The sequence below is a fragment of the Pseudomonas sp. RT6P73 genome, assembly GCF_054897715.1.
The window spans coordinates 4881254-4908189 of sequence record NZ_JBUBUV010000002.1; the positions used below are offsets into that span (position 1 = coordinate 4881254).

The 26936-nt window shown below is 61.0% G+C and carries 22 protein-coding genes and 1 pseudogene; 10 read left to right on the forward strand and 13 right to left on the reverse strand.

Going from position 1 to position 26936, the window contains the following annotated elements; genetic code table 11:
- Window positions 1–177 precede the first annotated feature (177 nt).
- Window positions 178–2595: a heavy metal translocating P-type ATPase gene (locus tag ACYZT6_RS22770; protein WP_462028719.1), complete on the forward strand. Its 2418-nt coding sequence runs from the start codon at window positions 178–180 to the stop codon at window positions 2593–2595.
- On the forward strand, window positions 2567–2980 hold the full coding sequence (gene cueR / locus ACYZT6_RS22775; protein ID WP_462028720.1) for a Cu(I)-responsive transcriptional regulator: 414 nt from the start codon (window positions 2567–2569) through the stop codon (window positions 2978–2980). The genes ACYZT6_RS22770 and cueR overlap by 29 nt, the downstream gene beginning before the upstream one ends.
- Before the next feature lie 211 nt (window positions 2981–3191).
- Here cueR and ACYZT6_RS22780 read toward each other — a convergent pair whose 3' ends face one another.
- Complete coding sequence (locus ACYZT6_RS22780; RefSeq protein ID WP_462028721.1) at window positions 3192–4085, reverse strand: PA4780 family RIO1-like protein kinase; 894 nt, start codon at window positions 4083–4085, stop codon at window positions 3192–3194.
- A 447-nt stretch (window positions 4086–4532) separates the two neighbouring features.
- Between ACYZT6_RS22780 and ACYZT6_RS22785 the strand changes: the two are divergent.
- Window positions 4533–5621, forward strand: a pseudogene (locus ACYZT6_RS22785) (cache domain-containing protein); the annotation flags it as partial.
- A gap of 129 nt (window positions 5622–5750) precedes the next feature.
- Window positions 5751–6479, forward strand: a complete 729-nt coding sequence (locus ACYZT6_RS22790) for a methyl-accepting chemotaxis protein (RefSeq protein ID WP_370654461.1) — start codon at window positions 5751–5753, stop codon at window positions 6477–6479.
- 192 nt (window positions 6480–6671) lie between these two features.
- Here ACYZT6_RS22790 and ACYZT6_RS22795 read toward each other — a convergent pair whose 3' ends face one another.
- Entirely contained in the window at window positions 6672–7463 is a 792-nt protein-coding gene (locus tag ACYZT6_RS22795; RefSeq protein ID WP_462028722.1) for an AraC family transcriptional regulator, read from the reverse strand.
- An 84-nt stretch (window positions 7464–7547) separates the two neighbouring features.
- Here ACYZT6_RS22795 and ACYZT6_RS22800 point away from each other — a divergent pair, with 84 nt between their 5' ends.
- Complete coding sequence (locus ACYZT6_RS22800; protein ID WP_462028723.1) at window positions 7548–8576, forward strand: bile acid:sodium symporter family protein; 1029 nt, start codon at window positions 7548–7550, stop codon at window positions 8574–8576.
- On the opposite strand, the gene ACYZT6_RS22805 is transcribed toward ACYZT6_RS22800, so the two are convergent.
- On the reverse strand, window positions 8563–9840 hold the full coding sequence (locus tag ACYZT6_RS22805) for an acetyl-CoA C-acetyltransferase (RefSeq protein WP_462028724.1): 1278 nt from the start codon (window positions 9838–9840) through the stop codon (window positions 8563–8565). The genes ACYZT6_RS22800 and ACYZT6_RS22805 overlap by 14 nt on opposite strands.
- A gap of 244 nt (window positions 9841–10084) precedes the next feature.
- On the opposite strand from ACYZT6_RS22805, the gene ACYZT6_RS22810 reads away from it, so the two are divergent.
- Window positions 10085–11437 (forward strand): 3-oxoacyl-ACP reductase, encoded by a 1353-nt coding sequence (locus ACYZT6_RS22810; protein ID WP_462028725.1) that lies wholly within the window; start codon window positions 10085–10087, stop codon window positions 11435–11437.
- 2 nt (window positions 11438–11439) lie between these two features.
- On the forward strand, window positions 11440–12294 hold the full coding sequence (locus tag ACYZT6_RS22815; protein ID WP_462028726.1) for a MaoC family dehydratase: 855 nt from the start codon (window positions 11440–11442) through the stop codon (window positions 12292–12294).
- Window positions 12295–12499: 205 nt separating this feature from the next.
- On the opposite strand, the gene ACYZT6_RS22820 is transcribed toward ACYZT6_RS22815, so the two are convergent.
- The 4 genes from ACYZT6_RS22820 to ACYZT6_RS22835 are packed head-to-tail and all read right to left on the reverse strand — an operon-like array spanning window position 12500 to window position 14793.
- Window positions 12500–13057: a DUF4136 domain-containing protein gene (locus tag ACYZT6_RS22820; RefSeq protein WP_462028727.1), complete on the reverse strand. Its 558-nt coding sequence runs from the start codon at window positions 13055–13057 to the stop codon at window positions 12500–12502.
- Between the two features lie 54 nt (window positions 13058–13111).
- On the reverse strand, window positions 13112–13729 hold the full coding sequence (locus ACYZT6_RS22825) for a DUF4136 domain-containing protein (protein ID WP_462028728.1): 618 nt from the start codon (window positions 13727–13729) through the stop codon (window positions 13112–13114).
- A 12-nt stretch (window positions 13730–13741) separates the two neighbouring features.
- The gene (locus tag ACYZT6_RS22830; RefSeq protein WP_461957064.1) at window positions 13742–14491 is read right to left on the reverse strand and encodes a methyltransferase domain-containing protein; all 750 of its coding nucleotides are present in this window, start codon (window positions 14489–14491) and stop codon (window positions 13742–13744) included.
- The gene (locus ACYZT6_RS22835; RefSeq protein WP_462028729.1) at window positions 14491–14793 is read right to left on the reverse strand and encodes a MazG-like family protein; all 303 of its coding nucleotides are present in this window, start codon (window positions 14791–14793) and stop codon (window positions 14491–14493) included. The genes ACYZT6_RS22830 and ACYZT6_RS22835 overlap by 1 nt, the downstream gene beginning before the upstream one ends.
- Before the next feature lie 304 nt (window positions 14794–15097).
- On the opposite strand from ACYZT6_RS22835, the gene ACYZT6_RS22840 reads away from it, so the two are divergent.
- Window positions 15098–15391, forward strand: coding sequence for a hypothetical protein (locus ACYZT6_RS22840; RefSeq protein WP_462028730.1), 294 nt, complete (start codon window positions 15098–15100; stop codon window positions 15389–15391).
- 236 nt (window positions 15392–15627) lie between these two features.
- Complete coding sequence (locus ACYZT6_RS22845) at window positions 15628–16977, forward strand: MATE family efflux transporter (RefSeq protein WP_462028731.1); 1350 nt, start codon at window positions 15628–15630, stop codon at window positions 16975–16977.
- Between the two features lie 47 nt (window positions 16978–17024).
- Here ACYZT6_RS22845 and ACYZT6_RS22850 read toward each other — a convergent pair whose 3' ends face one another.
- The 6 genes from ACYZT6_RS22850 to ACYZT6_RS22875 form a co-directional block, all read right to left on the reverse strand.
- A complete protein-coding gene (locus ACYZT6_RS22850) occupies window positions 17025–17822 on the reverse strand; it encodes a DUF4123 domain-containing protein (RefSeq protein WP_462028732.1) in 798 nt (265 codons plus the stop codon).
- Window positions 17819–19141: a type VI secretion system Vgr family protein gene (locus tag ACYZT6_RS22855; RefSeq protein ID WP_462028733.1), complete on the reverse strand. Its 1323-nt coding sequence runs from the start codon at window positions 19139–19141 to the stop codon at window positions 17819–17821. The genes ACYZT6_RS22850 and ACYZT6_RS22855 overlap by 4 nt, the downstream gene beginning before the upstream one ends.
- A gap of 233 nt (window positions 19142–19374) precedes the next feature.
- Complete coding sequence (gene speA, locus ACYZT6_RS22860) at window positions 19375–21288, reverse strand: arginine decarboxylase (protein WP_462028734.1); 1914 nt, start codon at window positions 21286–21288, stop codon at window positions 19375–19377.
- A 223-nt stretch (window positions 21289–21511) separates the two neighbouring features.
- On the reverse strand, window positions 21512–21883 hold the full coding sequence (locus tag ACYZT6_RS22865; protein WP_462028735.1) for a translation initiation factor Sui1: 372 nt from the start codon (window positions 21881–21883) through the stop codon (window positions 21512–21514).
- Window positions 21884–22175: 292 nt separating this feature from the next.
- Window positions 22176–22733 (reverse strand): NUDIX hydrolase, encoded by a 558-nt coding sequence (locus tag ACYZT6_RS22870; RefSeq protein ID WP_462028736.1) that lies wholly within the window; start codon window positions 22731–22733, stop codon window positions 22176–22178.
- Window positions 22734–22736: 3 nt separating this feature from the next.
- Complete coding sequence (locus tag ACYZT6_RS22875) at window positions 22737–23804, reverse strand: DUF2333 family protein (RefSeq protein WP_462028737.1); 1068 nt, start codon at window positions 23802–23804, stop codon at window positions 22737–22739.
- Between the two features lie 409 nt (window positions 23805–24213).
- On the opposite strand from ACYZT6_RS22875, the gene gcbA reads away from it, so the two are divergent.
- On the forward strand, window positions 24214–25884 hold the full coding sequence (gene gcbA / locus ACYZT6_RS22880) for a diguanylate cyclase GcbA (RefSeq protein WP_462028738.1): 1671 nt from the start codon (window positions 24214–24216) through the stop codon (window positions 25882–25884).
- The last annotated feature ends 1052 nt before the right edge of the window (window positions 25885–26936 follow it).

Genomic DNA, 26936 nt, shown 5'->3' on the forward strand with positions numbered 1-26936 from the left:
GAGCGAGGCTTGCCCGCGAAAGGGCCGTTGCATTCAGTATCAATGTTGAATGTTACGGCCCCTTCGCGGGCAAGCCTCGCTCCTACAGGGCGGGTTTGAGCACCTCGATCTTTGCGCTTGACCTTGCCAGCATGGCAAGGTTGATCCTGTAGGCATCTTCTACAGGGAGCGCGACCGATGTCCGAATCCACCACTTTCGATCTGCCAATTGCCGGCATGACCTGCGCCAGTTGCGCCGGGCGTGTCGAGCGTGCCTTGAGCAAAGTCATCGGCGCCTCTGCCGTCAGCGTCAACCTCACCACCGAGCAGGCCCGGGTCCAGGCACCCAGTGACAGCCTGCCGGCCTTGATGGACGCGGTGCAGCAGGCCGGTTACAGAGTGCCGCAACAAAGCCTGGAACTGAGCATCGACGGCATGACTTGCGCATCTTGCGTCGGCCGCGTCGAACGGGCGCTGGCCAAGGTGCCCGGGGTGAAAAACGTCAGCGTCAACTTGGCTAACGAACGGGCACATCTGGAACTGCTCGGACAAATCGACCCGCAATCTTTGATCGCTGCTGTGACCAAGGCCGGCTACAGCGCCAGCGTCTGGGAAGTCGAACACCCGCAAACCGACCAGCAACAACAGCGTCTGCACCGTGAGCGTTGGGCGTTGATCATGGCGATCGCCCTCGCCTTGCCGCTGGTGTTGCCGATGCTGCTGCAACCGTTTGGCGTGCACTGGATGCTCCCGGCCTGGGCGCAATTCGCGCTGGCCACGCCGGTGCAGTTCATTTTCGGCGCACGTTTTTATGTCGCCGCCTGGAAAGCCGTTCGCGCCGGGGCCGGCAACATGGATTTGCTGGTCGCCCTGGGCACCAGCGCCGGCTATGGCTTGAGCCTTTATGAATGGGCCACGGCGGCCGGGCGCATGCCGCACTTGTATTTCGAAGCCTCGGCGGTGGTGATTGCCTTGGTGTTGCTGGGCAAATACCTGGAAAGCCGCGCCAAACGCCAGACCGCCAGCGCCATCCGCGCCCTCGAAGCCTTGCGCCCGGAACGCGCGATTCAGGTGATCGACGGCTGCGAGCAGGACGTCGCCATCAGTGCCTTGCGCCTTAATGACCTGGTCATGGTCAAGCCTGGCGAACGTTTCCCGGTGGACGGTGAAGTGGTCGAAGGCCAGAGCCACGCCGACGAAGCGCTGATCAGCGGTGAAAGCCTGCCGGTGCCCAAGCAGCCCGGTGACAAAGTCACTGGCGGCGCGATCAATGGCGAAGGCAGGTTGCTGGTTCGCACCCAGGCCCTGGGCGCAGAAACCGTGCTGGCGCGGATCATCCGTCTGGTCGAAGACGCCCAGGCTGCCAAGGCACCGATCCAGAAGCTGGTGGATAAAGTCAGTCAGGTGTTTGTGCCGACCGTTCTGTTGATCGCGCTGGCGACTTTGATCGGCTGGTGGTTGTACGGCGCGCCGATGGAAACCGCGTTGATCAATGCCGTCGCCGTACTGGTCATCGCTTGCCCTTGTGCATTGGGCCTGGCCACGCCGACCGCGATCATGGCCGGCACCGGTGTCGCCGCCCGCTACGGAATTCTGATCAAGGACGCCGAAGCACTGGAACGTGCGCATGAAGTCAGCGCCGTGGTGTTCGACAAAACCGGCACGCTGACCTCGGGCACACCGCGCATCGCTCATTTGAGTGCCATCAACGGTGACGAAGCCGCCCTGCTGCAAATGGCCGGCGCTCTGCAACGCGGCAGCGAACACCCGCTGGCCAAGGCCGTTCTGGACGCTTGCGCCGAACGCGGTTTGACCGTGGCCGATGTCAGCGACAGCCAGTCGCTGACCGGTCGTGGCATCGCCGGCACGCTCGACGGTCGTCGTTTGGCGTTGGGTAATCGCAGGCTGCTGGAAGAAAGCGGTTTGAGCGCAGGCCCATTGGCTGACTCCGCAACCGCGTGGGAAACCGAAGGCCGCACCCTCTCCTGGCTGATCGAACAAAGCCCCAAGCCAAACGTACTGGGTCTGTTCGCGTTCGGTGACACGCTCAAACCCGGCGCGCTGCACGCGGTGCAACAGCTCAGCGCACGGAACATCAGCAGCCACCTGCTGACCGGCGACAACCGCGGCAGCGCCAAAGTGGTTGCGCAAGCCCTGGGCATTACCGATGTCCACGCCGAAGTATTGCCGGCAGACAAAGCCGCCACCGTCGCCGAACTGAAGAAAACCGGCGTGGTGGCGATGGTTGGTGACGGCATCAACGACGCTCCGGCCCTGGCGGCCGCCGACATCGGCATCGCCATGGGCGGTGGCACCGACGTGGCCATGCACGCGGCCGGGATCACCCTGATGCGCGGCGACCCACGGCTGGTGCCCGCCGCGCTGGAGATCAGCCGCAAGACCTACGCAAAGATTCGGCAAAACCTGTTCTGGGCGTTCGTCTATAACCTGATCGGCATTCCGCTGGCCGCGTTCGGCTTCCTCAACCCGGTGCTGGCCGGCGCGGCGATGGCGTTGTCGAGCGTCAGCGTGGTGAGCAATGCGTTACTGTTGAAAACCTGGAAACCAAGGATCTGGAGGACAACCGATGAACATCGGTCAAGCAGCCCGCCATAGCGGCCTGAGCGCGAAGATGATTCGTTATTACGAGTCCATCGGCTTGCTCAAGGCCGCCCATCGCACCGACAGCGGTTACCGCGTTTATGGCGATGATGACCTGCACACGCTGGCGTTCATCAAACGCTCCCGGGACCTGGGATTTTCACTCGAGGAGGTCGGCAAACTGCTGACCCTCTGGCAGGACCGCCAGCGCGCCAGTGCCGACGTCAAAGCCCTGGCTCGCCAGCACATCGACGAACTGAACCAGAAAATCCGCGAACTCGGTCAGTTGCGCGACACCCTGCAGGACCTGGTCGAGCATTGTCAGGGCGACCATCGCCCCGACTGCCCGATCCTCAAGAACCTGGAGTCGGGCTGCTGCGCGCAACCTGTTCGCGTCTGATCGCCAAAGCGGAGTGTCAGGCGGATTGATTTTGAAGGTGATGGCCCCATCGCGGGCAAGCCACGCTCCCACAGGTCCGGTGTCGATCATGGAATCCGGGGGCGACACAAAACTTGTGGGAGCGTGGCTTGCCCGCGATGCAGGCGACTCGATATCGGGTTGATCCCCTCTTACAAAAAACCCGGCCGAAGCCGGGTTTTTCGTTAACCGATCACTGCATCCACGGTGGAGGCGGTTCTTCGGTTTTGCCCGGTGGCGCATCATCTGCCGCGCGCACCGCTTGTTTGCGCTCTTCATCCAGGCGTGCCGCCTCGATCTCGCGCATGATCCCGCCCACGTCAGCCAGCTCTTCCGGTTCGTCGAACTCGCCGGTCAAGATGCTGGCCGGGTGCAAGGTGCCGGCTTCGTACAACGCCCACATTTCCTTGGCGAACCGGGTCTTTTTCAACTCCGGCGCAAACCGGCCGAAGTAGGACGCCATGTTGCCGACGTCCCGTTCCAGCATGCTGAACGCGTGGTTGTTGCCCGCCGCGTCGACCGCTTGCGGCAAGTCGATGATCACCGGGCCGGTCGGGGTCAACAGCACGTTGAACTCGGACAGGTCACCGTGCACCAGACCGGTACACAGCATCAGCACGATCTGCGAAATCAGGAACGCGTGATACTCGCGCGCCTGATCCGGCTCCAGCACCACGTCGTTCAGACGCGGCGCGGCATCACCGTACTCGTCGGCCACCAGTTCCATCAGCAGCACGCCCTCAAGGAAGTCGTACGGCTTTGGAACCCGAACGCCAGCACCGGCCAGGCGGAACAAAGCCGCCACTTCGGCGTTCTGCCAGGCGTCTTCGGTTTCTTTCTTGCCGAATTTCGAGCCTTTGGCCATCGCTCGAGCCTGACGGCTGTTGCGCACCTTGCGGCCTTCCTGATACTCGGCCGCCTGACGGAAACTGCGTTTATTCGCCTCCTTGTAGACCTTCGCGCAACGTAGCTCGTTACCGCAGCGCACCACATAAACAGCTGCTTCTTTACCACTCATGAGTGGGCGCAGCACCTCGTCGACCAGACCGTCCTCGATCAGGGGTTCAATGCGTTTTGGAGTCTTCATCAGCTTTTATTGTGGGTCCTTTATTACCAAACACGCGAAAGTCATTCGTTATACGGCAATCCACTCGTTCGGGGGAGGGGTTGCCGACCTATGAACGTCGTGATGCACACAATGTGCCGGAATAATCGGTCATTCATCGCCGGCCGTCATCGGCCGCCCGAGATCATAGCTGAGCCTGCGCCACTTGGTGACGATGGGGTGTGAGGGCATTTGCGACAGAAGCTGACACCCGAATTCATACCCTTCGTAGGATTTTTCTCAACAGACCTCAATTTCCCCTTCATTCAGCCGAAGTCATCAGTGACAGAGTGATTTGTCCGACAATCGTTCCGACAAAAATGACGATGGCGCACTCGGGGAACCGGGTGAATCAACACCGTTTTCGGCTGCCAATAATCCGCGAGTCATCTGCACTGCGTGGGCCTACAAGAACAATCTGGAGCGCGGATGAACATCAAACAGAAGTTGACCTGGGCGTTTGCAATCATCGCCTGCTTGCCCGTGGTGCTGGTCGCCACCCTCGTCGTGCTGAACTTGCGCAGTGACGCCAAGGAGAATTTCGTCGACGGCAGTGGTCGCGAAATTCGTCAGGTCAGCAACGCCATGCAATTGTTTTTCGACGGCATCAGCCAGAACGTCGATTACCTGGCCAAACAACCCCTGATCAAAGACTCCGACGACAGCCTCAAGACCTACATGAGCGCCAACGCCGAGAGCATTCCCCAGGGCGAGATGGACAAAAAGGTCTTCAGCCTCCTGCAGGACCTGGGTAACAGCCATCCGTCCTACGCTTATGCCATCCTCGGCACCGCGGCCGGCGGTTATGTGTCCTGGCCGGACGATGCCAAGCTGACCAATTACGACCCGCGCCAGCGCCCCTGGTACAAGGCGGCCCAGGCCAAACCGGGTAAACCGTTTCGCACCGAGGCCTATTACTGGGCCCAGGATGACGCGACCTACGTCAGCACCGTGCGCACCATCGATAACAAATTGGGCAACAACGGCGGCGTGGTCAGTATCGACGTGACGCTCAAGCAGCTCACCGAAATCGTCAAACAGATCAAGCTCGGTGAAACCGGCTACCTGATGTTGCTGGAAAACACCGGCACCGTGCTGGTCGATCCAAAGCAACCGGAACACAACTTCAAGGCCTTGAGCAGCCTGGGCGAGGGTTACGCCCAACTGGCCAAGGCCGGCAAAGGCTTGGTGGAAGTCGAGTTGAACGGCGAACGCTACATGGCTAACGTCTGGCCGTCGGAGCAACTGGGCTGGACCTTTATCGGACTGATCAAGCAAAACGACGTGATGAGCTCCGCGACCCAGCTGACCTGGCTGATCGCAATCATCGCCGCCGTTCTGGCGGTGGTCTTCGCCATTCTCGGTGCCAGTTTCGCCAGTGTCATCGTTCGGCCGATCCGCAGCGTGGCCAGCGGCCTGGAAGGCATCGCCCAAGGTGAAGGCGACCTGACCAAGAACCTGGAAATCCGTGGCAGCGACGAAACCGCGCAGTTGGCGAGTTGGTTCAACCAGTTCCTGACGGCGATTCGCAACTTGATCCAAAGCATTGGCGGCGCCGCGACCAAAATCCTCGCCACCTCCAAGAGTTCGACCCAGGTCTCCAGCGACATGGCTGAAGCCGCCGGGCGCCAGCGTGAGGCGGTCGACATGGTGTCCACCGCGTTCCACGAAATGGTCGCCACCGCCAACGAAGTTGCACGTTCTTGCAGCCAAGCGGCGGAATCCGCTGACAGCGGGCAACGCCAGGCGCGTCAAGGCCAGCAACAGATTGATGCGGCAGTGACCAGCGTTGATCGCTTGAGCCAGGAAATCGAACAGTCGGCGCAATCGATGCAACAGCTTGAACGCGACAGCAACGACATTCAGTCGATCCTGGGGACCATTCGCTCGATTGCCGAACAGACCAACCTGCTGGCCCTGAACGCCGCCATTGAAGCGGCGCGGGCCGGTGAGCAAGGTCGCGGTTTTGCGGTGGTGGCAGATGAAGTCCGGGCGCTGGCCAAACGCACGGCGGATTCCACGGCGGAAATCGATGGCTTGCTGGGCAACCTGGCCAAGCGCACCAGCCAAGTGACTCAGCAGATGCATGCGAGCCTGGAAGTGTCGCAACAATCGGTGACCCGCATCGGCGAAGCGCGCAGCAGTTTCGGGCTGATTCGTGAGTCGGTGGATGTGATTCGCGACATGAACACGCAGATCGCGACGGCGGCGGAAGAACAGCATCAGGTGGCTGAAGACATCAATCGGCACATCAGCCAGATCCATGGCGATGCGCAGTTGGTGGCAGAACTGGCGAACTCGGCGCGACTGGATTCCCAGAGCCTGGCCGGGTTGTCGAATGAACTGGATGGGTTGGTTCGGCGGTTCAGGACTTGAGAATGGGGGTGGTTTTAGATCCACCCCTCACCCTAACCCTCTCCCCAGAGGGGCGAGGGGACTAAGTGATATTTTCTCAAGAAAATTATCGACCTGAGAAATCGAGTCGAACTCAGGTTTCGAAAAACATGAAGATCGGCTCCCTTTCCCCCTCTCCCCCTTGGGGAGAGGGCTGGGGTGAGGGGCTGGATCTCACTGCCGAAACAACTCCCCCGGCGTAAACCCGAACAATCCCTTGAACGCCGCAATAAACGCCGACGTCGAGTCATACCCGCAAGACAGCGCCGCATTGGTCACGCTGTCGCCCTCCTCCAGCAAACTCAACGACGACAGCAACCGCATCCGCTGCCGCCAGCATCGAAAACTCAACCCGGTTTCGCGCTGAAACAGGCGCATCAGCGTCTTCTCCGACGTCCCCAAGCGCTGCGCCCATTCCTGCAACGTCACATTGCGCTCCGGACTTTCAATCAGCTCATTGCACAACCCGAGCAACCGCTCATGCCGCGGCAACGGCAGGGAAAACCCCACCTCCGGCAGATTCGCCAGCTGATCCAGCAGCACATTCACCAACCGCGCTTCCTGGCTCTCCCCCTGTGGATACTCCACCGGCAGCAAGCAAAAACTCTTGATCAGCTCCCGGGCCAGCGGCGTGACTTCCAGCACCCGGCAACGCCCGTCCGCCCATTCACAATCCTCACGGCGCACATAGAGGCTGCGCATCTCGGCGCGCATCGAGGTCACCACCTGGTGCTCAAGATCCGCCGGAATCCAGATCCCCCACTGCGGCGGCGCAAAGAAGCTGCCCTCAGCGGTGTGCACACCGAGAACGCCGCTGATGGCGTAGGAAAACTGCACCCAATCGTGACGATGAGGTGGCGTCCACGACCCGGCATTCAGACTTTCCGCCCGCGCGAACAGCGGACGCGGCAACGCCTTCAGCGTCGGAATCGTTCGTTCGAGGGAAAGGTGTCCGTTAGTCGGCATTGATTGGCCTTATGTCGCAAGACGGCAGATAAGGCCGACGTTAGGCTAAGTCATCATTTCTTACAAATGTATTCGGTGCCGGTTATGCATGCCTTCAAACACCTTAAACGCGTGGTCACCGACTGGTTCTTGTGCGGCATGCTGATCGCCACGCTGCTGTCGTATTTCTTCCCGGTCTTCGGCGCCACGGGCGGCGGAATGCACGCCGAGTACGTGATCAACATCGGCGTGTTCCTGGTGTTCTTCCTGCACGGGGTCAACCTGTCCAGCGAGCAGATCAGCCATGGCCTGAAGAACTGGAAACTGCATGTGATGGTTCAGGGCTTCACCTTCGCGGTGTTCCCGCTGATCTGGCTGCTGAGCGACAAGCTGTTGGGTTCGCACATTCCGTCGCTGCTGATGCTCGGCTTCTTTTACCTGTGCGCCCTGCCGTCGACCATTTCTTCTTCCGTGGCCCTGACCGGCAGCGCAGGCGGCAACGTGCCGGCGGCGATTCTCAACGCGAGCCTGTCCAGCGTATTGGGGATTTTTCTGACGCCATTGTTGGTGAGTCTGGTGGTCGGCAGCGGTGCTGGCGGCATCGATCTGGGCTCAACCCTGCTCGACCTCTGCGCCATGTTGCTGCTGCCGCTGGTACTCGGCCAACTGTTGCGGCCGCTGCTCGGCAAATTCTTCGCCCGCCACAAGCGTTACACCAACATCGTCGATAAGCTGGTGATCCTGTTGCTGGTCTACTCGGCGTTCTGCAATTCGATGGTCTCGGGCATGTGGCAGCAACAGGGCAACAGCGTGATTCTCAGCGCGCTGATCGGCAGTGCGATCCTGCTGGCGATCATCCTGTGGATGACCACACGCACCGCCCGCGCCTTGAAATTCAGCCCGGCCGATGAGATCGCGGCGGTGTTCTGCGCCAGCAAAAAATCCTTGGCGGCAGGTGCGCCGATGGCCGCGTTGATCTTCGGTGCCAACCCGGGTCTCGGCTTGATTCTGCTGCCGATCATGATCTACCACCCATTGCAGCTGATCGTCTGTTCGGTGATGGCCGAGAATTACGCCAACCGCAACCGCGAACGTATTGCTCAGCAGAACGCCGAACTGATCAGCGCTCGATAATCGCCGTCACGCCCTGACCACCGGCGGCGCAAATCGAGATCAGGCCTCGGCCCTTGCCCGCCGCGTCGAGCAGTTTCGCCAGGTTGGCGACGATACGCCCGCCGGTCGCGGCAAACGGATGCCCGGCCGCCAGTGAACTGCCTTTGACGTTGAGGCGACTGCGGTCGATGGAGCCCAGTGGCGCGTCGAGACCGAGGCGGGTTTTGCAATACTCCGGATCCTCCCAGGCCTTTAACGTGCAGAGTACTTGTGCGGCAAAGGCTTCGTGGATTTCGTAGTAGTCGAAGTCCTGCAAGGTCAGTCCGTTGCGCGCCAGCAAACGCGGCACCGCATACACCGGTGCCATCAACAGCCCTTCGGCACCGTTGACGAAATCCACCGCCGCGGCTTCGCCGTCACGCAAATACGCGAGAATCGGCAAGCCACGTTCCTTTGCCCATTCTTCACTGCCCAGCAGCACCAGCGACGCGCCATCGGTGAGCGGCGTGGAGTTGCCGGCCGTCAGCGTGCCCTTGGCGCTTTTCTCGAAAGCCGGTTTCAGCGACGCGAGTTTTTCCAGGGTCAGGTCGGGGCGCAGGTTGTTGTCGCGGGTCAGGCCAAGGAACGGCGTCATCAGATCGTTGTGCCAGCCTTCGGTGTACGAGGCCGTGAGTTTTTGATGACTCTCCAGCGCCAGTTGATCCTGATCTTCGCGGGGGATGTTCCAGGTCTGGGCCATCAATTCGCAATGCTGCCCCATGGACAACCCTGTGCGCGGTTCGCCGTTGCGCGGGAATTCCGGGATCAAGTCCCGGGGACGCAGTTGCAGAAACGTTTTCAGTTTGTCGCCGGTGGTCTTGGCGCGATTGGCTTGCAACAGCACCCTGCGCAAACCTTCACTGACGCTGATCGGCGCATCCGAGGTGGTATCGACGCCACCGGCAATGCCGCAATCGATCTGTCCCAGGGCAATCTTGTTCGCGACCAGCAGCGCCGCTTCAAGACCCGTGCCGCAAGCCTGTTGGATGTCATACGCCGGCGTATAAGGGGACAACCGTGAACCGAGGACACACTCGCGCGTCAGGTTCATGTCTCGGGACAGCTTGAGGACCGCCCCCGCGACCACTTCGCCGATGCGCAGGCCGTGGAGGTTGTAGCGTTCGATCAAACCTTCGAGCGCTGCGGTGAGCATCGCCTGGTTACTGGCGGTGGCGTACGGCCCGTTGGAGCGGGCGAACGGAATACGGTTACCGCCAATAATCGCGACGCGGCGCAGCTGGGTCATGAAAAGCTCCTGTCAAAAAAAATCAAATGTAAACACCACCCCCTGTAGGAGCGAAGCTTGCTCCGGGCGGCGATCCGACGAAGGCGCCAGCACATTCAACATCTACTCTGAACGAAACACCGCCTTCGCGAGCAAGCTTCGCTCCTACACTGCTGAGTTCAAGCGTAGGCCTAATCTCGTGGATCGAACGACTGATTGCCATTCGTGGTCCACACTTTGAACCCCAGCTGCCGGAGTGCGTTCCATGTCTGACCGTTATATCGACTTCGCCAATTCGTCCATCGGCCATCGTCTGGTCGGGGCCATGGGACTGCCGTCTCCGGTGCGCCTGGAGCGTTGGCAAGCAGGCCGACTGCGGCCTGTCGAAGGGGCGCTGTTGATTGGCGGCGGCCCGCTGGCGGAGAAAGTCAGCGCCTTCGCCAACCGCCTGACCGACGCAATCTACAGCTACGGCGCCGAGCCGTCCCTCGCCACCGCGTGGATCCCCGGCCACGGTCCCAAGCTCAAGGCTGTGGTATTCGACGCCAGTGACCTGGTGCAGACCGACCAGCTCAAACAGCTGCGCGAGTTCCTCCAGCCGCTGATGAAAAACCTCGATCACAGCGCGCACCTGGTGATTCTGGGGCGTGCGCCAGAGACATTGACCGACCCGTTCGCCGCCAGCGCTCAGCGTGCGGTGGAAGGTTTCAGCCGTTCGCTGGCCAAGGAACTGCGCAGCGGCGGCACCCTGCAGCTGATCTATGTCGGTGAAGGCGCCGAGGATCAACTCGAAGGGCCGCTGCGGTTTTTCCTCTCGCCCAAAAGTGCGTTCGTGTCCGGGCAGGTGGTTCGCTTGAAGGCCTGCGCTACGCAGGTGTCGGACTGGACTCGCCCACTGGCCGGGCGCAAGGCGCTGGTGACCGGTGCCGCCCGCGGCATTGGCGCCTCTATTGCCGAAACCCTGGCCCGTGACGGCGCCGAGGTGATTCTGCTCGACGTGCCACCGGCCAAGACCGATCTTGACGCACTTGCCGCACGCCTTGGCGGGCGCAGCATCACCCTGGACATTTGCGCCGAAGACGCCGCCGCGCAGTTGATCGAACTGCTGCCCGACGGCGTCGACATCGTGGTCCACAACGCCGGCATCACGCGGGATAAAACCCTGGCCAACATGACCCCGGAATTCTGGGACGCGGTGCTCGCGGTCAACCTCAACGCGCCGCAAGTGCTGACCAAGGCCCTGCTCGATAGCGGCGCCCTGCACGACCACGGCCGAGTGATTTTGCTGGCGTCCATCAGCGGCATCGCCGGCAATCGCGGGCAGACCAATTACGCCGCGAGCAAGGCCGGGCTGATCGGTCTGGCCCAGGCCTGGGCGCCGCTGCTGGACCAGCGCGGTATCAGCATCAATGCGGTGGCGCCGGGGTTCATCGAAACCCAGATGACCGCACACCTGCCGTTCGGCATCCGCGAGGCCGGGCGACGCATGAGTTCATTGGGCCAGGGCGGCCTGCCACAAGACGTCGCCGAAGCGGTCGCGTGGCTCGCTCAACCGGGGACCGGCGCGTTCACCGGGCAAGCGTTGCGAGTCTGCGGACAAAGTGTCTTGGGGGCATAAAGATGATCACCGATTGGCACACACTCAACCGCGAACCGAGCCTGACGGGTCTGTACATGCAGGCGGCAACGCGGCGCAAAATCACCGGCACCACATTGCCCGACACGGGTTTGCGCTGCTGGGTCGAGGTCGATCCGAAACGCCTGGCGGCGTATCGCAAGGTCTGCGGTTTTGCCGACAACGGTTTGCTGCCGCCGACCTATCCACACATCCTGGCGTTTGCCTTGCAGATGCAATTGCTCACGGCCAAGGACTTTCCGTTTCCGCTGCTGGGCCTGATTCACCTGAGCAATCGCATTCGCGTCTTGCGCCCCATGGGCGGGGTGAACCGCGTGCGGGTCAGCGTGCAAGTACAGAACCTGCAACCCCATGCCAAGGGTGCGACGTTCGATCTGGTGACGTCGCTCGACGATCAGTTGGGCCCGCTGTGGGAGGCTGAAAGTCAGATGCTGTGTCGCGGGGTCAAGCTGGAGGGCGAACCTGTCGAGGAAGTCCTGGCCTCCACCCTGGAAATGCTGGAAGTGGCTCGCTGGAAAGCCCCGGCGGACATTGGCCGGCAATACGCCAAGGTGTCCGGGGACTACAACCCGATTCACCTGAGTGCCGTCAGCGCCAAATTGTTCGGGTTCCCGACAGCCATTGCCCATGGGCTGTGGAACAAGGCCCGGACATTGGCGGCGTTGAGTGAGCATCTGCCCACGGCGAATGTCGAGATCGCGGTGCAGTTCAGGAAACCGGTGCGGTTGCCGAGTGAGGTGACGTTGCTGGCCAGCGCGGCAGGGTCCAGTGGGGATTTTCAGCTGGTGGGCTCGGGGGATCTGGAGCACATGGTGGGGCATTGGCGGCCGGTTGCCTGATTGATCACTGGTGTCTGTCAGATCGCCTTCGCGAGCAGCTCGCCCCCACTCGATCTCAAGCGTTCACAGATTTTGTGTACGCAGGTGATCCATTGTGGGAGCGAGCTTGCTCGCGATGGCGATCTGACAGGCGACAGATGTATCGACTGAAGGACCGTCATCGCGAGCAGGCTCGCTCCCACAGGGTTTTGTGGTGTTTGAGGGTTTAGTGCGGTGGATAGTTGGCGAGGATTCGCCCGACGGTTTCGCGTATCGCCGTGCTGCGATCCGACGGATTGGTTGTACGGCTGAGCATTTGCTCATCGCTGCCACGCCACACCAGTTTGCCGTCCTTGCCATCGAGCAGGTCGATCTGGATGGTCGCCACCTTATAGGTCACGTTGCGGGTTTCGTTGTACATCGGCCCGCCCCAGTAGCCGTTCCATGGATTACCCCATCCGCCGCCGTAGTTGGTGGTCACCTGTTGCTGGCGCTCTTCGACGATCAGGTAGGTCTGAACGTTCAATTCCCCTTTGCTGCCGGCCGCGGCCGGACGCAGACCACGCTGATCCAGTTGATCGGCCACCGATTGGCGGATGCGCTGTTCGGTCAGGTCACTCTTGATCCGTGGGTCATCGGGGCGATATTGCAGGGCGGGTTCTTTCCAGGTCCAGCTGCGATAGGCGGCGAAGTCGCGGCTGGCATCGAAGTCATTGTTGACACGGTTGGCGGCGCAGGCACTGAGCAACGCGGCCACAACCAGTAAAGCGAAACGGCGGATCATGATGATTCTCCGGTTGAAGACATGAACCTGTGGAAGGCTTCTCAACTAGAGAAGCTAACTGGGAGGATACGCCGACATGGCCTTTTCTACAGCCTCCCGTATTGCATCGGCACGCTCACTCTGGCTGCCCCGATTACCGGTTTCGGCGCTGGCACTCCACACCGGTTGACCACTTTGAGCGTCGAACAAATCGACCCGCACCACCACGACCTGTTCCTGATACGTGCGCACGATCGGCACCGTGTTGTACATGCCATAACCATTGCCGTAGCGGTTGTAGCCGCCATAACCACCGCCGTAATAACCGTAGTCGTCCCGGACCTGGCGCAAACGGGTTTCCAGATGCAGATTGGCGCTGACAAACAGGTCGGCCGGTCGGGCGTTATCGTGCAATGGGCGCAAGCCGCGCTGATCGAGGGCGTTGCTGACCGCTTCGGCGACCTGGGCCGAGTCCGCCCAGGCGCTGCCCGGTGGCAGCTGACCGTTGAGCCAGGCCCAACTGCGGTAACGACCGTAGTCACGCGGCGGTGCCGGGTAGGCGCTGCGGTCGAAAGTGTTGGCCGCTTGAGGCGGTGCCGGCGGCAAAGGGTTGGATGTCGCCACATAAGGGTTGCTGCCCTGGCAGGCCGCCAACCCTAGACAGATCACCAGTAACCCTGAACGACTTTTCATTTCGCGCTCCGATCAGACCGGCCGACAGATCCAGTGCAAATAGCGCCCAAGCCCGGCGAAGCTTGGGTGACGGCGGTGGGCTAGCTCCATTTCGAGCAAGTCCACGAGTTCGGCGCGGGCCTGGAATTCCACCGGCATGTAGTCGTGAAAAACTCGCACCCCGCTCTGGGTTTCGACCTGCCACAGGCCCTCAAGTTGCGCCGCCAGTTCACGCGGATCAAGGGGCTGCTGCGGGGTCAGGCTCTGCTTCTCGCCGGCCATGTCGTTCTTGCGCATCTTGCGGAAATGACCTTTGAGCAAGTTGCGATAAATCAACGCATCGCGGTTGTAGAAAGCCAGTGACAGCCACCCATCCTGCTTGGTCAACTGATGCAGCACCGGCAGGATCGCGTGGGGTTCGGCCAGCCATTCCAGCACGGCGTGGCACAGCACCAGGTCGTAAGGTTCGGTGAGCTGGCCGAGCAATTCCTGCCACGGCGCCTGAATGAAAGTAGCGGTCTGCCCGGCGTCAGCGAAGCGCTGGCGGGCGCCTTCGAGCATCGGTTCGGCGGGTTCGGCCAGCGTGACGTCATGACCGCGCTGGGCCAGCCACAACGACATGTGCCCCAGGCCCGCGCCGATATCCAGCACGCGCAACGGCCGGTCCGGCAGGGTTTCGGCCAGGTCGGCCTGAAGCACCGCCAGACGGATCGCACCTTTGGCGCCGCCGTAGATTTTTTCGGCAAACCGGGTCGCCAGTTGATCGAAATGACGATCGCTCATCAGCTGAACCTCTTTTCGCTGTCCGCGAGTTTGCTGCGTACCACTTCATTCATGTCCAACCCCAACTCACCGCACAGCAGCAGAAGATAGAGCACGATGTCGCCGATTTCCTGCCCGGCGTGGGCAAGCTTGTCCGCCGGCAACTGGCGCGACTGGTCTTCAGTCAGCCACTGGAAGATCTCCACCAGCTCGGACATTTCCACACTCGCGGCCATGGCCAGGTTTTTCGGGCTGTGAAATTGCTGCCAGTCATTGCGGTCACGGATGGCGTGCAGGCGTTCGGTCAGTTCAACAAGGTTCATCGGGCTCTCCTGAAGGCGTATAGCTTCGGGGGGATCCTCAATCAAGGCAAGGTCTATGTAGCAGCTGGCGCAGCCTGCGTCCGGCTGCGCAGCAGTCGTCAATTCTGTGTGCGAGATTCGCCTGACACACCGAGTTGTGGTGTTCTACGACTGCTTCGCAGCCGAACGCAGGCTGCGCCAGCTGCTACAAGGTTCTTGCGCCATACTCAAACGATCCTGGCAACAGGGAACTCGGCACCGTGATCCATGGCCCAAGGCTCAAGTCCGGCAAGCACGCCACCACTTACATCAGGACGTTCACGACATGCAGGTAGAAAGTTTTTTCGAATGGCTCGGCCAGGCACTCGGTTCGATCATCCGGTTTATCGTTGACGGCCTCAGCGGCTTGTTCAACCTGTTGAGCCATGCCGGCAGCAATTTTGTCGAAGGCTTGTCCCGTGCACTGGGCATGGACACTTCGATCATCAGCATCATTGCGCTGATTCTGGGGTTGATGCTGTTGTGGTCGGCGATCCGGGCGTTCATGAATGCGTCGATCATCATGGGGATTATCTGGTTGGTGTTGGGGCTGTGGTTGTTGAGCTGGATAATCCATTGATCCGTAAATTCCCCTCACCCTAACCCTCTCCCGGAGGGAGAGGGGACTGACCGAGGTGTTCTTTCAAACTACATCGACCTGAAATATCGAGTCGAACTAAAGCTTTGAAAAGCATGGAGATCAGCTCCCTTTCCCCCTCTCCCCCATGGGGAGAGGGTTGGGGTGAGGGGTCGATTTCTGATTCACAGCAAATCCCCAATCAACCGCTACAATGCGCGCTCCCCCAAGGAGCCTGCATGTCCAACCTGATTGCCGACTGGCGCGACCGCCCTACCCATCGTCGGGTCTGGGCGCTGGCCGCGCCGATGATTCTTTCGAACATTTCCGTTCCGCTGGTGGCGCTGGTCGACAGTACCGTCATCGGTCACCTGCCGCACGCCCATCAGTTGGGCGCCGTCGCGGTCGGGGCCAGCCTGTATACCTTTCTGGCCTGGGGCATGGGCTTTCTGCGCATGGGCACGACCGGTTTCGCTGCCCAGGCGGCCGGCCGAGGGGATGGCGCGGCGTTGCGGCAGATTTTGTTGCAGGGCCTGTTGCTGGCGATGGGGCTGGCGATTGTCCTGGGCGCATTGGGCGTCCCGTTGAGCGGCATCGCGCTGCACTTCATGCAACCCTCGGCAGAGCTCGATCAACTGACCCGCGAGTTTTTCCACACACGGCTATTCGGTCTGCCGGCGGCACTGGCCAGTTATGCGCTGGTCGGCTGGTTCCTTGGCACCCAGAACGCCCGGGCACCGCTGGCGATTCTGTTGAGTACCAACCTGGTGAACATCGCGCTGAACCTGTGGTTCGTCCTCGGACTGGACTGGGGCGTGGTCGGCTCCGCCAGGGCGTCGGTGATTGCCGAATGGACCGGCGCCGTAATCGGCCTGCTGATGACTCGCAAAGCCCTGCGCGCCTATCCCGGCCACATCGCCTGGGCCGCCTTGGCGCTGTGGCAGAGCTGGCGGCCACTGCTGGCCGTCAACCGCGACATTTTCATCCGCAGCCTGGCGCTGCAATCGGTGTTTTTCCTGATCACCGTACAGGGCGCGCGGCTCGGTGATGCCACCGTCGCCGCCAACGCCTTGCTGCTCAATGGCTTGCTGCTGACCGCCCACGCGCTGGATGGTCTGGCCCATGCCGTGGAAGCCCTGTGCGGGCATGCCATCGGCGCTCGTGATCGAGAAGCGTTGCGTCGCTCATTGGTGGTTGCCTGCGGCTGGTCGTTGCTGGCGAGTCTGGGCTTTGCCGTGCTGTTCGCCTTCGCCGGACACCTGTTCATCGAGATGCAGACCGACATCCAGAGCGTTCGCGACACCGCGTTTATCTACCTGCCCTACCTTGCCGCGCTACCGTTGATTGCCGTGTGGAGTTACCTGCTCGACGGGCTGTTCATCGGCGCCACGCGAGCCCGGGAAATGCGCAACGGCATGCTGCTGACGGTCATTGCGCTGCTGCCGTTCGCCTGGGCACTGCAAGGCTTGGGCAACCATGGACTGTGGATAACGTTCCTGTTGTTCATGGCTCTGCGCAGCCTGATCCTCGGCGCGTTCGCCTGGATTCTGCGCAAGAACGACGGCTGGTTCACAGGCCGAATTGATTGAGTCGGCATGCACCGGATAGGCGCCGCCATCAATATCCAACCGTGTGTTCAGGGTTGATCGTTCTGCCACAGGTTGCGCAAGCTATCGAGACGTTCCTGCTGGGTAACGCCCGGCAATGGCTGCACGGGCGTAGCGCCAGGGTACTGCAAGCGCAGCCATAACCAGCCATCGAGCACCGGCCGTTCGCTGAACCCCAGCGCCAGCCCTTCCTGCACGTAGGCCCAAAGACTGTGGTAATCGGTCCCGGTGGACTGGCTCCAATGCCAGACGTGTTGCTCAAGCAGGCAGGTTTGCAAGGTGTCCCGCTGACGAGGCGTCAGATTCTCTTCGATGGCCAACGGGCTGACGGCAAGCCCCGGATTGTACAACTGCTGCCAGCCCTGACTGCCGATTGCGCGGTCGGCCCAGGTTCCGCCGAACCAGCGCAATTGACTGATCGGCCCCAGCCAGCGGCTCAGTTCCAGCGCATCGCAGGCATCGAAAAAGTAACTGGCGGTGTGTGGGTTGTAGTAACTCAGCAACGCGCGGTGATGCAGGCCAAAGGTGACCGTGAGCATGCGACGCAAATGCTCGAGCAACCGATCCGATGAAGCCTCACTGACCAGCAACAAACCACTCCAGACGTGCGGTTCACGCAGGCACAACTCGCCCAGTGCCGGGCAGCCCTTGAGGTCGACCAACAGCGGCCCGTGCTCGCCTAACGGCTGCAGTTCGGTGCCATCGAACAGCCGGAACCGCCGGACCTGCGCAAACTGCTGGCGCAGCACAGCACCGGCCCGGGGCTCCCCCGGCACATCGAGCAACAGCCATTGTGCGATGGAGTCGGGCGCCTGGGCGACGATCATGCCGCACCGCTCTGGCCAAGCTGCGTCGCTGCCCGGCAGGTGCAGAAGGCTTGAGCACAATGGCTGAAACTGCCCCCGCCGGGTAACAGACACAGCAGCACAATCGGTTCGCTGGATTGCAACAAACGCAACAATCCGTCAACCGCCGCGTTTTCATCTGTCGCCGCGGCGGATGTGAGCTCGGGCAAGCCTGACGCTTGGGTGAAGGGTGGGCCGGGAAGGAATCCGGTGATTAAGGGTTGATCCGGATCACCTTCGATAAAGCTCACCAGGACCTGCGCACCTTCACTCAACGGCATGACGTGCGCGCCATCCAGTTCCGGTGCCAACGGCAGCCAGCAATGGCTGGGCGCAGCGCCTTCGCCCTGATAGACCCAGTCAAATTGCACGGCAACAGGTCTGGATGAATCGGGCTGCGCTTCATCGACATCAACCACCCAGGCCCGCTGCAAGCTGTGCATCCGAGGGCTCATGACCGAATGAGGCGCCGCGAAAGATAACGCCCCGGCAACAGCGCGGATCTGGTTGCCATAGGCAAACCCGGGCGTCTGCCCACCCTGATGCTCGACATGGATCAGCAACCAGAGACGATTCCAGTCGGCGCACGGATGGCCTGACAGCAGAACGCGTTGGCCGCTGCGCAGCGTCATCAGGTTCGTCTGACCTTCGCCAGCCTGCGTATTGCCTTGAACCTTGAACTGCTGCACGCCGGGCTGTTCGGTGTCGGGCTCAAAGACCATCTCGGCTCCCTGCTGAAATTGTCCCTGCCCATCACCAAACACCAGACAGTGCCCGCGCCGGCGATGCTCAAAGTAGTAGTGAAGCCGTTCCTGAGCACACAAACGCTGGAGAAACTGCAGATCCGATTCCCGGTATTGCGTGCAGAAATCACGCGGCGGGTAATCGCCACTCAAGTCAAAGCGCCGATCCTTGCCGGCAATGCCATGCTCCTTGAGCACCTGGGCGAGGATCTCGGGTACGGAACGGTTGCTGAAAATGCGCTGGCTGAAACGCTGGGCAAGGCAGGCCAGTTTCGGCCTCAGACGCACACGGCAAAGCCTCGGGGCAGCGCCATGGCCAGCCTGGACGAGCTCATGCAACTGTCCGTGAAAACCGGTCCCCGGCGGCCCGAGATGCAAAAAGGCCGGGCGGTACAGCAGGCTTGCCAGGTCCAATGTCGGGTCATCGATCAGCAGATCAACGTCGAACACAAAGGGTTCGCTGATCGCTTCACAGCCGGTAAAGGCCAGGACCTCAACGGGGTCGGGCAGACCCTCTACATCCAGACGAAATGACGGCTCGTTGACTGGATCGAACATCGGCGATTCTCTACAGGAGGGGCGGCCGGGGATTCTCTCTGAGAGAGTTGGCCGAGTAGAGTGCCGAAGTACAACTTAGGAAATGACCTACGCGAAAAGAGGACCACATCGCTTGGATAGCCGGGGATGTGAGTCATTTCGCTTGAAATCAGGGAAGCGTCTCACCAGGTCATCTGAAATTTCCGCAGCGTGCGGAACATTTTCTGACAACCTGATGAGAGCGGTGCCTTACCTCAAGAAGACAGGTAAGACGAACGGGTCAGGCCCAGGCGCAGAGCGTCGAGGAACTGGGTGCGCTCGGCGGCCGTGATGCGGGCACTCGCGCACTTGTCGCGATAGTGAGTCATCAACTCTTCCGGCGACAAATGCACGTAACGCAGCATGTCTTCGATGGTGTCGTGGGTTTCGATACCGGCGTGGTACACACTGCCGTCGGCGTTCTGATAGATGTTCACCGAATCGGTGTCACCGAACAGGTTGTGCATGTCGCCGAGGATTTCCTGATAGGCGCCGACCAGGAAGATGCCCAGCAGGTAGTCTTCGCCTTCGTTCAAACCGTGTACCGGCAGGCTGGTTTCGATGCTCTGCTCGTCGACGTATTGCTTGATCTTGCCATCGGAGTCGCAGGTCAGATCCTGCAGCACGGCGCGGCGCAGCGGCTCTTCGTCGAGGCGGTGCAGCGGCAGGATCGGCAGCACCTGACCGATGGCCCAGGTGTCCGGCAGGCTCTGGAATACCGAGAAGTTGCAGATGTATTTGTCGGCGAGCTTGTCGTTGAGTTCGTCGAGCACCTGACGGTGCGAACGCTGGCGCGCCTTCAACGAGTTGTGCAGGCGACGGCACACGGCAAAGTAGCATTGCTCGGCCAGGGCTTTTTCAGCCAGCGTCATCTTGCCATCGGCGTACTGGGTGGCCACGTCGCTCATGTAGTGCGTCGCGCGCCAGTAGGTTTCGGTGACCATCTCGATGTCGGTCGGGCCCAGCAGGTCAACCAGCCACTGTACGGTTTCCGGCAGTTCTTCCTTGTTCTCGATCTGCGGCACGTCGTCGTTGTGTTTCTCGACGTCGGTCACCTGCACCACCAGCATGGCGTGGTGAGCGGTCAGCGAGCGGCCGCTTTCGGAGAAGATGTTCGGGTGCGGCAGGTTCTGCGCGTCGCAGAACTCCTTGAGCATCCCGACCACGACACCGGCGTAATCGTCCATGTCGTAGTTGATCGAACTGGCGTTGCGCGAGTGCGTACCGTCGTAGTCGACACCCAGACCGCCACCGACGTCGATGTGGTCAACCGGCAAGCCGAGGTTGCGCAGTTCGCCGTAGTAACGAATCGCTTCCTTGAAGCCGTGCTGGTAGTCCGCGAGGTTGGCGATCTGCGAACCCATGTGGAAGTGCAGCAGGCGGATGCCCTGATCCAGGCCGGCCGCGCGGAAACGCTCGACCACCGACAGCAGCTGCGCCGCCGACAGACCGAACTTGGATTTCTCGCCGCCGGTGTCCGCCCACTTGCTGGAGGCCAGGGACGACAGACGCACACGCAGGCCGACTTGAGGCTTGACCTTCAGTGAGGCAGCTTCTTCGATCACCAGGGCGACTTCGGATTCTTTCTCGATCACGATGAAAACGTTGTGGCCAAGCTTCTGGCCCATCAGCGCCAGACGGATGAACTCGCGGTCCTTGTAACCGTTGCACACGATGGTGCCGCCCTTCGGCGCCAGGGCCAACACGGCCAGCAGCTCAGGCTTGGAGCCGGCTTCCAGGCCGATGGAAACGTCCTGGGTGGCGATGATGTTCTCGATCACCGCTTCTTGCTGGTTCACCTTGATCGGGTACAGCGCGGTGTACTTGCTCTGGTATTCCAGACGCTCGATGTTGGCGTCGAACGCGCCGGTCAACTGACGCACGCGGTCTTGGAGGATGTCAGGGAAACGCACCAGCAACGGCAAGGACAGGCCGCTTTTGCGCAGCTGGTCGACTTGCTCGAACAGGTCGATAGGCGAACTGGTCGGACCGTTCGGACGAACTTCGACGCGACCGGCGTCATTGATCGCGAAGTACCCGGCCCCCCAATGGCGAATCCCGTAAACACTGCGGCTGTCCGCAACTGTCCATTGGCTGCCATCGTCTTTGCGTGTGCGTCGTACGGACATTGAAGTCCCCTATAAAGAAGTCATAGAGCGTCGCCTGGGTTCAGGCCGGCGCAGTCTAAAGAATGAAAATGACGATTAGCCTGCATGCAAGGGCCATAGACCTCACATTCAGCGCTGAGTTTAGAAACCGGTCAGAACAGGCTCTGTGAAAACCATGTAGACGACGCCAGGCCAGAGTTGAATCGGGACTGGATCAAGCCGAGGGTGGTTTTCACAGAGGCTGCTAGCCGCCGGATTTCTTCGCTTTGAAACCCAGCTTGATCAATTCAGCCAAGAGTAGCTCGACATGATCGCCCTGGATTTCGATGATTCCGTCCTTCAACGCTCCACCGGTCCCGCACCGTTTCTTCAACGTGGTGGCCAGGTCCTTGAGCGCTTCTTCTGCCAACGGTACGCCGGTGATGGTGGTCACCGTCCTGCCGCCGCGGCCCTTGCTTTCGCGACGCACGCGAGCGATGCCGTCGCCGGCCGGGATAACGGTCTGTTTGCAGATGCAGGCGTCCACCGGTTTACTGCAATCGGGGCAATGACGACCTGCGTCGGTGGAAAATACCAGGCCACCAAGGGCGGCGAAGGATGCGGCTTTTTTGGCCACCGGCAATCCTCTTGGGAGGACAAAGACTGGTCGCGGCAACTTGGGAAGCTGCCATCGACCGCGAAGCCCCACTCAGGCAGGGGCAGCGCTACTGAAACGGTACAACCCTGTAGGAGCGAAGCTTGCTCGCGAAGAACGCAAGGACGATGCGTACCATCTGGATGCTCGCGTTATCGTTAACGTCCATCGCGAGCAAGCTTCGCTCCTACAGAAAGCAATACCGGTTCAGCTTGAAAAGGTCGCGCAGTGTAACGGCAAAAAGCCGACTTGCTAAGAGCCAATCGGCGCCAATTTATAGCTCTTTTGCGACGTCCTCGCCACGGGCGCGCAGATAGCGCTTCAACGCGGCCAAAGAGTCCGGGCAATAAGGCTTTTGTTGAATTTCCAGGAGGACCTGATCGATGGGGATGAAGCGCGCTTCCAGCACCTCTTCCGGCTGCAGGATCAAGGCGCCGTCCCACACCGCCGAAAACGCCGAGCACCAGAGGCGATTGCCGGTGTCTTCGAAGAAGAAATGATCATGGGCGCTCAATTCCACGCCGCTCACACCCAGTTCTTCTTCCAGTTCACGTGCAGCCGATTCGGCATACGTCTCGGTGGCAAGCACCATGCCGCCCGCCGCCACGTCCCAGTAACCGGGGTAAATGGCTTTGCTCAGGGTTCGACGGTGAACGCACAGTTCACCAGCCGAATTGAACAGCATGATGTAGGTGCCACGCCCGATCAGCCCGCGCTCACGCAGGTCGGAACGGACCAGGGCGCCGAGCAGGTTGTCTTGCTCGTCGACCCAGGCGATCTGCTCGGCATCCGAGGCCGCCCGGTGGGCAGCCTCTTTGGCGGTATCGACCATGACTCAGCCTTGATTGAGCAATTGACGCAGATCGATCACTGCGGCATTGGCCCGGGAGATGTAGTTGGCCATGACCAGCGAGTGGTTGGCCAGAACGCCAAAGCCGCTGCCGTTGAGGATCATCGGGCTCCAGACCGGCTCTTGCGACGCTTCCAGCTCGCGAATGATCTGACGCACGCTGACCGTGGCGTTCTTCTTCGCCAGCACATCGGCGAAGTCGACTTCGATGGCGCGCAGCAGATGGGACAAGGCCCAGGCCTGGCCGCGGGCTTCGTAGAACACGTTGTCGATCTGCATCCACGGGGTTTCGACGATTTCTTCATCGACCTGTGGCACCTGGCCCGGGGCGAGGACTTCGGTCTTCAGCGCAGTGTTGAGTTTGACCCGGCCGACGCTGGCCGACAGCCGTTGCGACAGCGAACCCAACCGGGTGCCCACATCGCCGAGCCAGTTGTTCAGGTTATCGGCGCGGGCATAGAACAGCGCGCTTTTCTGGCTCGGATCGGACAGGCGTGCCTGATAACGGCTCAGGGAATTGATGCCTTCCTGGTATTCGGACTCACTGGACGGCAGCACCCAGCTCTTGTTGTCGAAGTTGAAGCGCGGCTCGGCCTTGGCCAGGTCAGCGTCTTCGGTGGACTGCGACTGGGAGCGGGCGAAGTCTTTACGCATGGCACGACTCAGGTCACGGACTTGGACCAGCACGCCATATTCCCAGCTCGGCGTGTTGTCCATCCACAAGCCCGGCGGGAAACGGTCGTTGGAAATATAGCCACCTGGCTTGCTCAGCAACGTACCGGCGACGGTCTTGAGGGTTTCCACCGTGGTGTACCCGATGACCATCTGCTTGCCTTCTTTCTCGGCAGCCGCTTGAGCATTTTGTTGAACCGGGAACAGCGCAGGCTCCTGGCTCCAATACCAACCCAGCCCGATCGCCACCAGCAGGTAAAGGCCAATCAGTGTGGCCAGCGCCCGGCTGAACAACAGGCCGCCGACATAACTGCGGGTGGCCGATTTCGGTTCAGCGGCACGTTCAGGCGCGCTGCCCGCGCGATTCTTCCAGTCCAGCATGGCGATATCCTTTCAATCACTTGAGTTCATCGGTTCGACCACAACCCTACGCCATCGTGCCTCGTTTGCCGCGCATTAATCGGGTCGAGGCCCCACTATAAATGAAGCACACATCTTTGTAGCAGCTGGCGTAGCCTGCGTTCGGCTGCGCAGCAGTCGTGAAATCAGTCGATGCGGTGTTTCAGGAATACCTCGCGCTCAGGTTTTACGACTGCTGCGCAGCCGAACGCAGGCTACGCCAGCTGCTACAAGTATTGCGTACCGCGGCGAGCCTATGCGACCAGCCAGTCAGAAACTGAATGTTGCCGCTTTGCAGATTATTGACACACGACACTCATGGGATTGAAAAGAGGTGCTAGCATAGAGCCACCAGTCGATCTCAGCATGCACCCTAACTAGTAGTCAGGATATGACCGAGCCAGAAGACCCCAGCCGCGAGCGCCTCAAGCACCATTTTGCCCAGCGGGTAATTCATCAGGCACGTCAGATTCTTGAGATATGGCAACGCCTGCAACGCAGCGAGTGGTCCACTACCGATTTGTCCGAACTGAGCGAGGCCAACCTGCGCCTGCTGCGGTTTGCCGAGCGTTTCGAACAACCGGAACACACTCAATTGGCGCGCCACATCGGCCAGTCGCTGGAGGCTGTCGACGCCAATCGCGGACGCCTGAGCAGCGGACTGATCACCGACCTCAATCGCTTGATGCAGCGCCTGTCGCGAACCGGCCTGCGCCACGGAGATCAACTCGAACAAACCTTTCTGCCACCGCTGCGCAAGCCCATCTATGTGATGCTACAGGATCACGACCGCGCCGAACGCCTGGCCAAGCAGCTGGAATTTTTCGGGCTCAGCGCCCAGTCCCTGGACAGCGTCGCTGCGTTTCGCTCCTCGATGGTCGAGCGCCTGCCCGCGGCGATCGTCATGGACGTGGACTTCAGCGGTCCCGGCATCGGCCTGAAACTGGCCGCCGAGGCCCAGGTCGGACTGGACGAGCCTTTACCGCTGCTGTTCTTCAGCTTGCTCGAGACCGACACCCCGACCCGTCTCGCCGCCGTGCGTGCCGGTGGCCAGGAATTCCTCACCGGCACCCTCGAAGCCTCAAGCCTGCTGGAGAAGATCGAAGTCCTGACCTGTGTCGCCCAGTACGAACCTTATAAAGTGCTGATCATCGACGACTCCCGTGCCCAGGCCTTGCACACCGAGCGCCTGCTGAACAGCGCCGGGATTGTCACGCGCACCTTGATCGATCCGATCCAGGCCATGGCCGAACTGGCGGACTTTCAGCCGGACCTGATCATCCTCGACATGTACATGCCGACCTGCACCGGCACGGAACTGGCCAAGGTGATCCGGCACAACGACCGTTACGTCAGCGTGCCGATCATTTACCTGTCGGCCGAAGACGATCTGGACAAGCAACTCGACGCCATGAGCGAAGGTGGCGACGACTTCCTGACTAAACCGATCAAGCCGCGACACCTGATAACCACCGTGCGCAACCGTGCGGCGCGGGCGCGCAATCTGAAAGCGCGGATGGTCCGCGACAGCCTGACCGGCCTGTACAACCACACCCACATTCTGCAATTGCTCGAAGACTGTAGCTTCCGCGCCCGACGCGAGAGCAAGCCGTTGAGTTTTGCGATGCTCGACATCGACCACTTCAAACGGGTCAACGACAGCCACGGCCACCCCATGGGCGACCGGGTCATCAAGAGTCTGGCGCTGTTCCTCAAGCAGCGGTTGCGCAAGACCGACTTTATCGGCCGATACGGCGGTGAAGAATTCGCCATCGTCATGCCGGACACCGATCTCGAATCGGCCCACAAAGTGCTCGATGAAATCCGTCAGCGATTTGCCGAAATCCACTATCCGGCCCAGCCTCAGGATCTGTGGTGTACGTTCAGCGCGGGTGTGGTGGAGCTGTGCGAACACTCCGACAGCCTGATGATGGCCAGCCAGGCGGACGAAGCGCTGTACCGCGCCAAGGACGGTGGACGTAACCGTGTGCAGGCTGCGCGGACGTCAAAGCAAAGTGCCACTTTTTCATCGGAATGGACCCATTCCGTCATAACCCTGTAACAGAAACGCAATAACTTCAGGCGCTTACCATTCTGCCGTTGGTAGACCCGCGATGCGCCTGAAGCTGCTGACCAATCTCAACACCCTCCTTTTAGTCGCCGTGTGCGTGGCCCTTGGCGCGACGCTCTGGTGGTCGCAAAAAGCCCTCGAACGCCCTTATCTGTTGATGGAGCGTTACCTGGGGTTGTCCCAGCAATTTCAAAATGAAGTGGCGCGCAACGTCGACGACTACCTCGCCAGCGGCGATGCCCTGCGCCTGAGCAGCGCCAGCCAGGCCATCGAAAACCTGCAAAAGGAACTCGGCGAACTGCCGCCGGCCCTGGCCGACACGTTGCGCCCGAGCCTGTCGAACCTGAATGAATTCAGCAAAACCGACCTGCTGGCCGCCGGCAAACTCGCCGGTGATCCTCAGGCGCTGTTGCTGCAAGCCGAACGCGAACTGGGCGCCAGTCTCGACCAACTCAGCCAATACGCCAGTGGCAACGCAGCGTATCTCGCGCCCTTGCTCGCCGCATCTCAGCACCTGGGCAAACTGTCGTTGGCCCGGGACAAACTGGTCAGCAGCGGTCGCAGTGAACTGGCCGCCGATGTCGAGCGCGAAGTCGCCAGCATCCGCGCGCAGTCCGAGCTGATCGGCGCCTTGCCGCTGCTCGGCGTGGCCGCCAGCAGCGAATCCGGCACGGATGATTTCGCGGCGATGATGGGGCTGGAGAACACCGAAAAAGCTGTCGCCGAAGATGCTGGCGTCGGCCTCAAACGGGAGCTCAACAGCCTGCTGACGCGCTACCCCGCGGAACTGGCGCGGACTCGCGAGCAGATCCAGAAGCGCACCGACCTCAGCACGGCGACGCACCTGAAAATCGCCGACGTGCAGCAGGCCATCGCCGCACTGGAGCCGGTGGTCCGTGCCCAGCACGGGCAGATCCAGGGCGAAGTGCGCTTGATGCAAGGCGTGATGATCGGCCTGATTCTGCTGATCGCCTTGTTGATCGATACCTTGCAACGCAGACTCGCCCGGACGTTGACCAACCTCGCCCCCGCCCTTTCAACCT

Excerpts from the sequence above, each read along its gene's own strand:
- speA (WP_462028734.1), bottom strand. The coding sequence starts at position 21,288 with ATGTCCGTACGACGCACACGCAAAGACGATGGCAGCCAATGGACAGTT.
- ACYZT6_RS22835 (WP_462028729.1), bottom strand. The coding sequence starts at position 14,793 with ATGAACCTTGTTGAACTGACCGAACGCCTGCACGCCATCCGTGACCGC.
- ACYZT6_RS22805 (WP_462028724.1), bottom strand. The coding sequence starts at position 9,840 with ATGACCCAGCTGCGCCGCGTCGCGATTATTGGCGGTAACCGTATTCCG.
- ACYZT6_RS22780 (WP_462028721.1), bottom strand. The coding sequence starts at position 4,085 with ATGAAGACTCCAAAACGCATTGAACCCCTGATCGAGGACGGTCTGGTC.
- gcbA (WP_462028738.1), top strand. The coding sequence starts at position 24,214 with ATGACCGAGCCAGAAGACCCCAGCCGCGAGCGCCTCAAGCACCATTTT.
- ACYZT6_RS22815 (WP_462028726.1), top strand. The coding sequence starts at position 11,440 with ATGATCACCGATTGGCACACACTCAACCGCGAACCGAGCCTGACGGGT.
- ACYZT6_RS22875 (WP_462028737.1), bottom strand. The coding sequence starts at position 23,804 with ATGCTGGACTGGAAGAATCGCGCGGGCAGCGCGCCTGAACGTGCCGCT.
- ACYZT6_RS22790 (WP_370654461.1), top strand. The coding sequence starts at position 5,751 with ATGGTGTCCACCGCGTTCCACGAAATGGTCGCCACCGCCAACGAAGTT.
- ACYZT6_RS22840 (WP_462028730.1), top strand. The coding sequence starts at position 15,098 with ATGCAGGTAGAAAGTTTTTTCGAATGGCTCGGCCAGGCACTCGGTTCG.
- ACYZT6_RS22870 (WP_462028736.1), bottom strand. The coding sequence starts at position 22,733 with ATGGTCGATACCGCCAAAGAGGCTGCCCACCGGGCGGCCTCGGATGCC.
- ACYZT6_RS22825 (WP_462028728.1), bottom strand. The coding sequence starts at position 13,729 with ATGAAAAGTCGTTCAGGGTTACTGGTGATCTGTCTAGGGTTGGCGGCC.
- ACYZT6_RS22810 (WP_462028725.1), top strand. The coding sequence starts at position 10,085 with ATGTCTGACCGTTATATCGACTTCGCCAATTCGTCCATCGGCCATCGT.
- ACYZT6_RS22795 (WP_462028722.1), bottom strand. The coding sequence starts at position 7,463 with ATGCCGACTAACGGACACCTTTCCCTCGAACGAACGATTCCGACGCTG.
- ACYZT6_RS22770 (WP_462028719.1), top strand. The coding sequence starts at position 178 with ATGTCCGAATCCACCACTTTCGATCTGCCAATTGCCGGCATGACCTGC.
- ACYZT6_RS22800 (WP_462028723.1), top strand. The coding sequence starts at position 7,548 with ATGCATGCCTTCAAACACCTTAAACGCGTGGTCACCGACTGGTTCTTG.
- ACYZT6_RS22855 (WP_462028733.1), bottom strand. The coding sequence starts at position 19,141 with ATGTTCGATCCAGTCAACGAGCCGTCATTTCGTCTGGATGTAGAGGGT.
- ACYZT6_RS22845 (WP_462028731.1), top strand. The coding sequence starts at position 15,628 with ATGTCCAACCTGATTGCCGACTGGCGCGACCGCCCTACCCATCGTCGG.
- ACYZT6_RS22820 (WP_462028727.1), bottom strand. The coding sequence starts at position 13,057 with ATGATCCGCCGTTTCGCTTTACTGGTTGTGGCCGCGTTGCTCAGTGCC.
- ACYZT6_RS22850 (WP_462028732.1), bottom strand. The coding sequence starts at position 17,822 with ATGATCGTCGCCCAGGCGCCCGACTCCATCGCACAATGGCTGTTGCTC.
- ACYZT6_RS22830 (WP_461957064.1), bottom strand. The coding sequence starts at position 14,491 with ATGAGCGATCGTCATTTCGATCAACTGGCGACCCGGTTTGCCGAAAAA.
- cueR (WP_462028720.1), top strand. The coding sequence starts at position 2,567 with ATGAACATCGGTCAAGCAGCCCGCCATAGCGGCCTGAGCGCGAAGATG.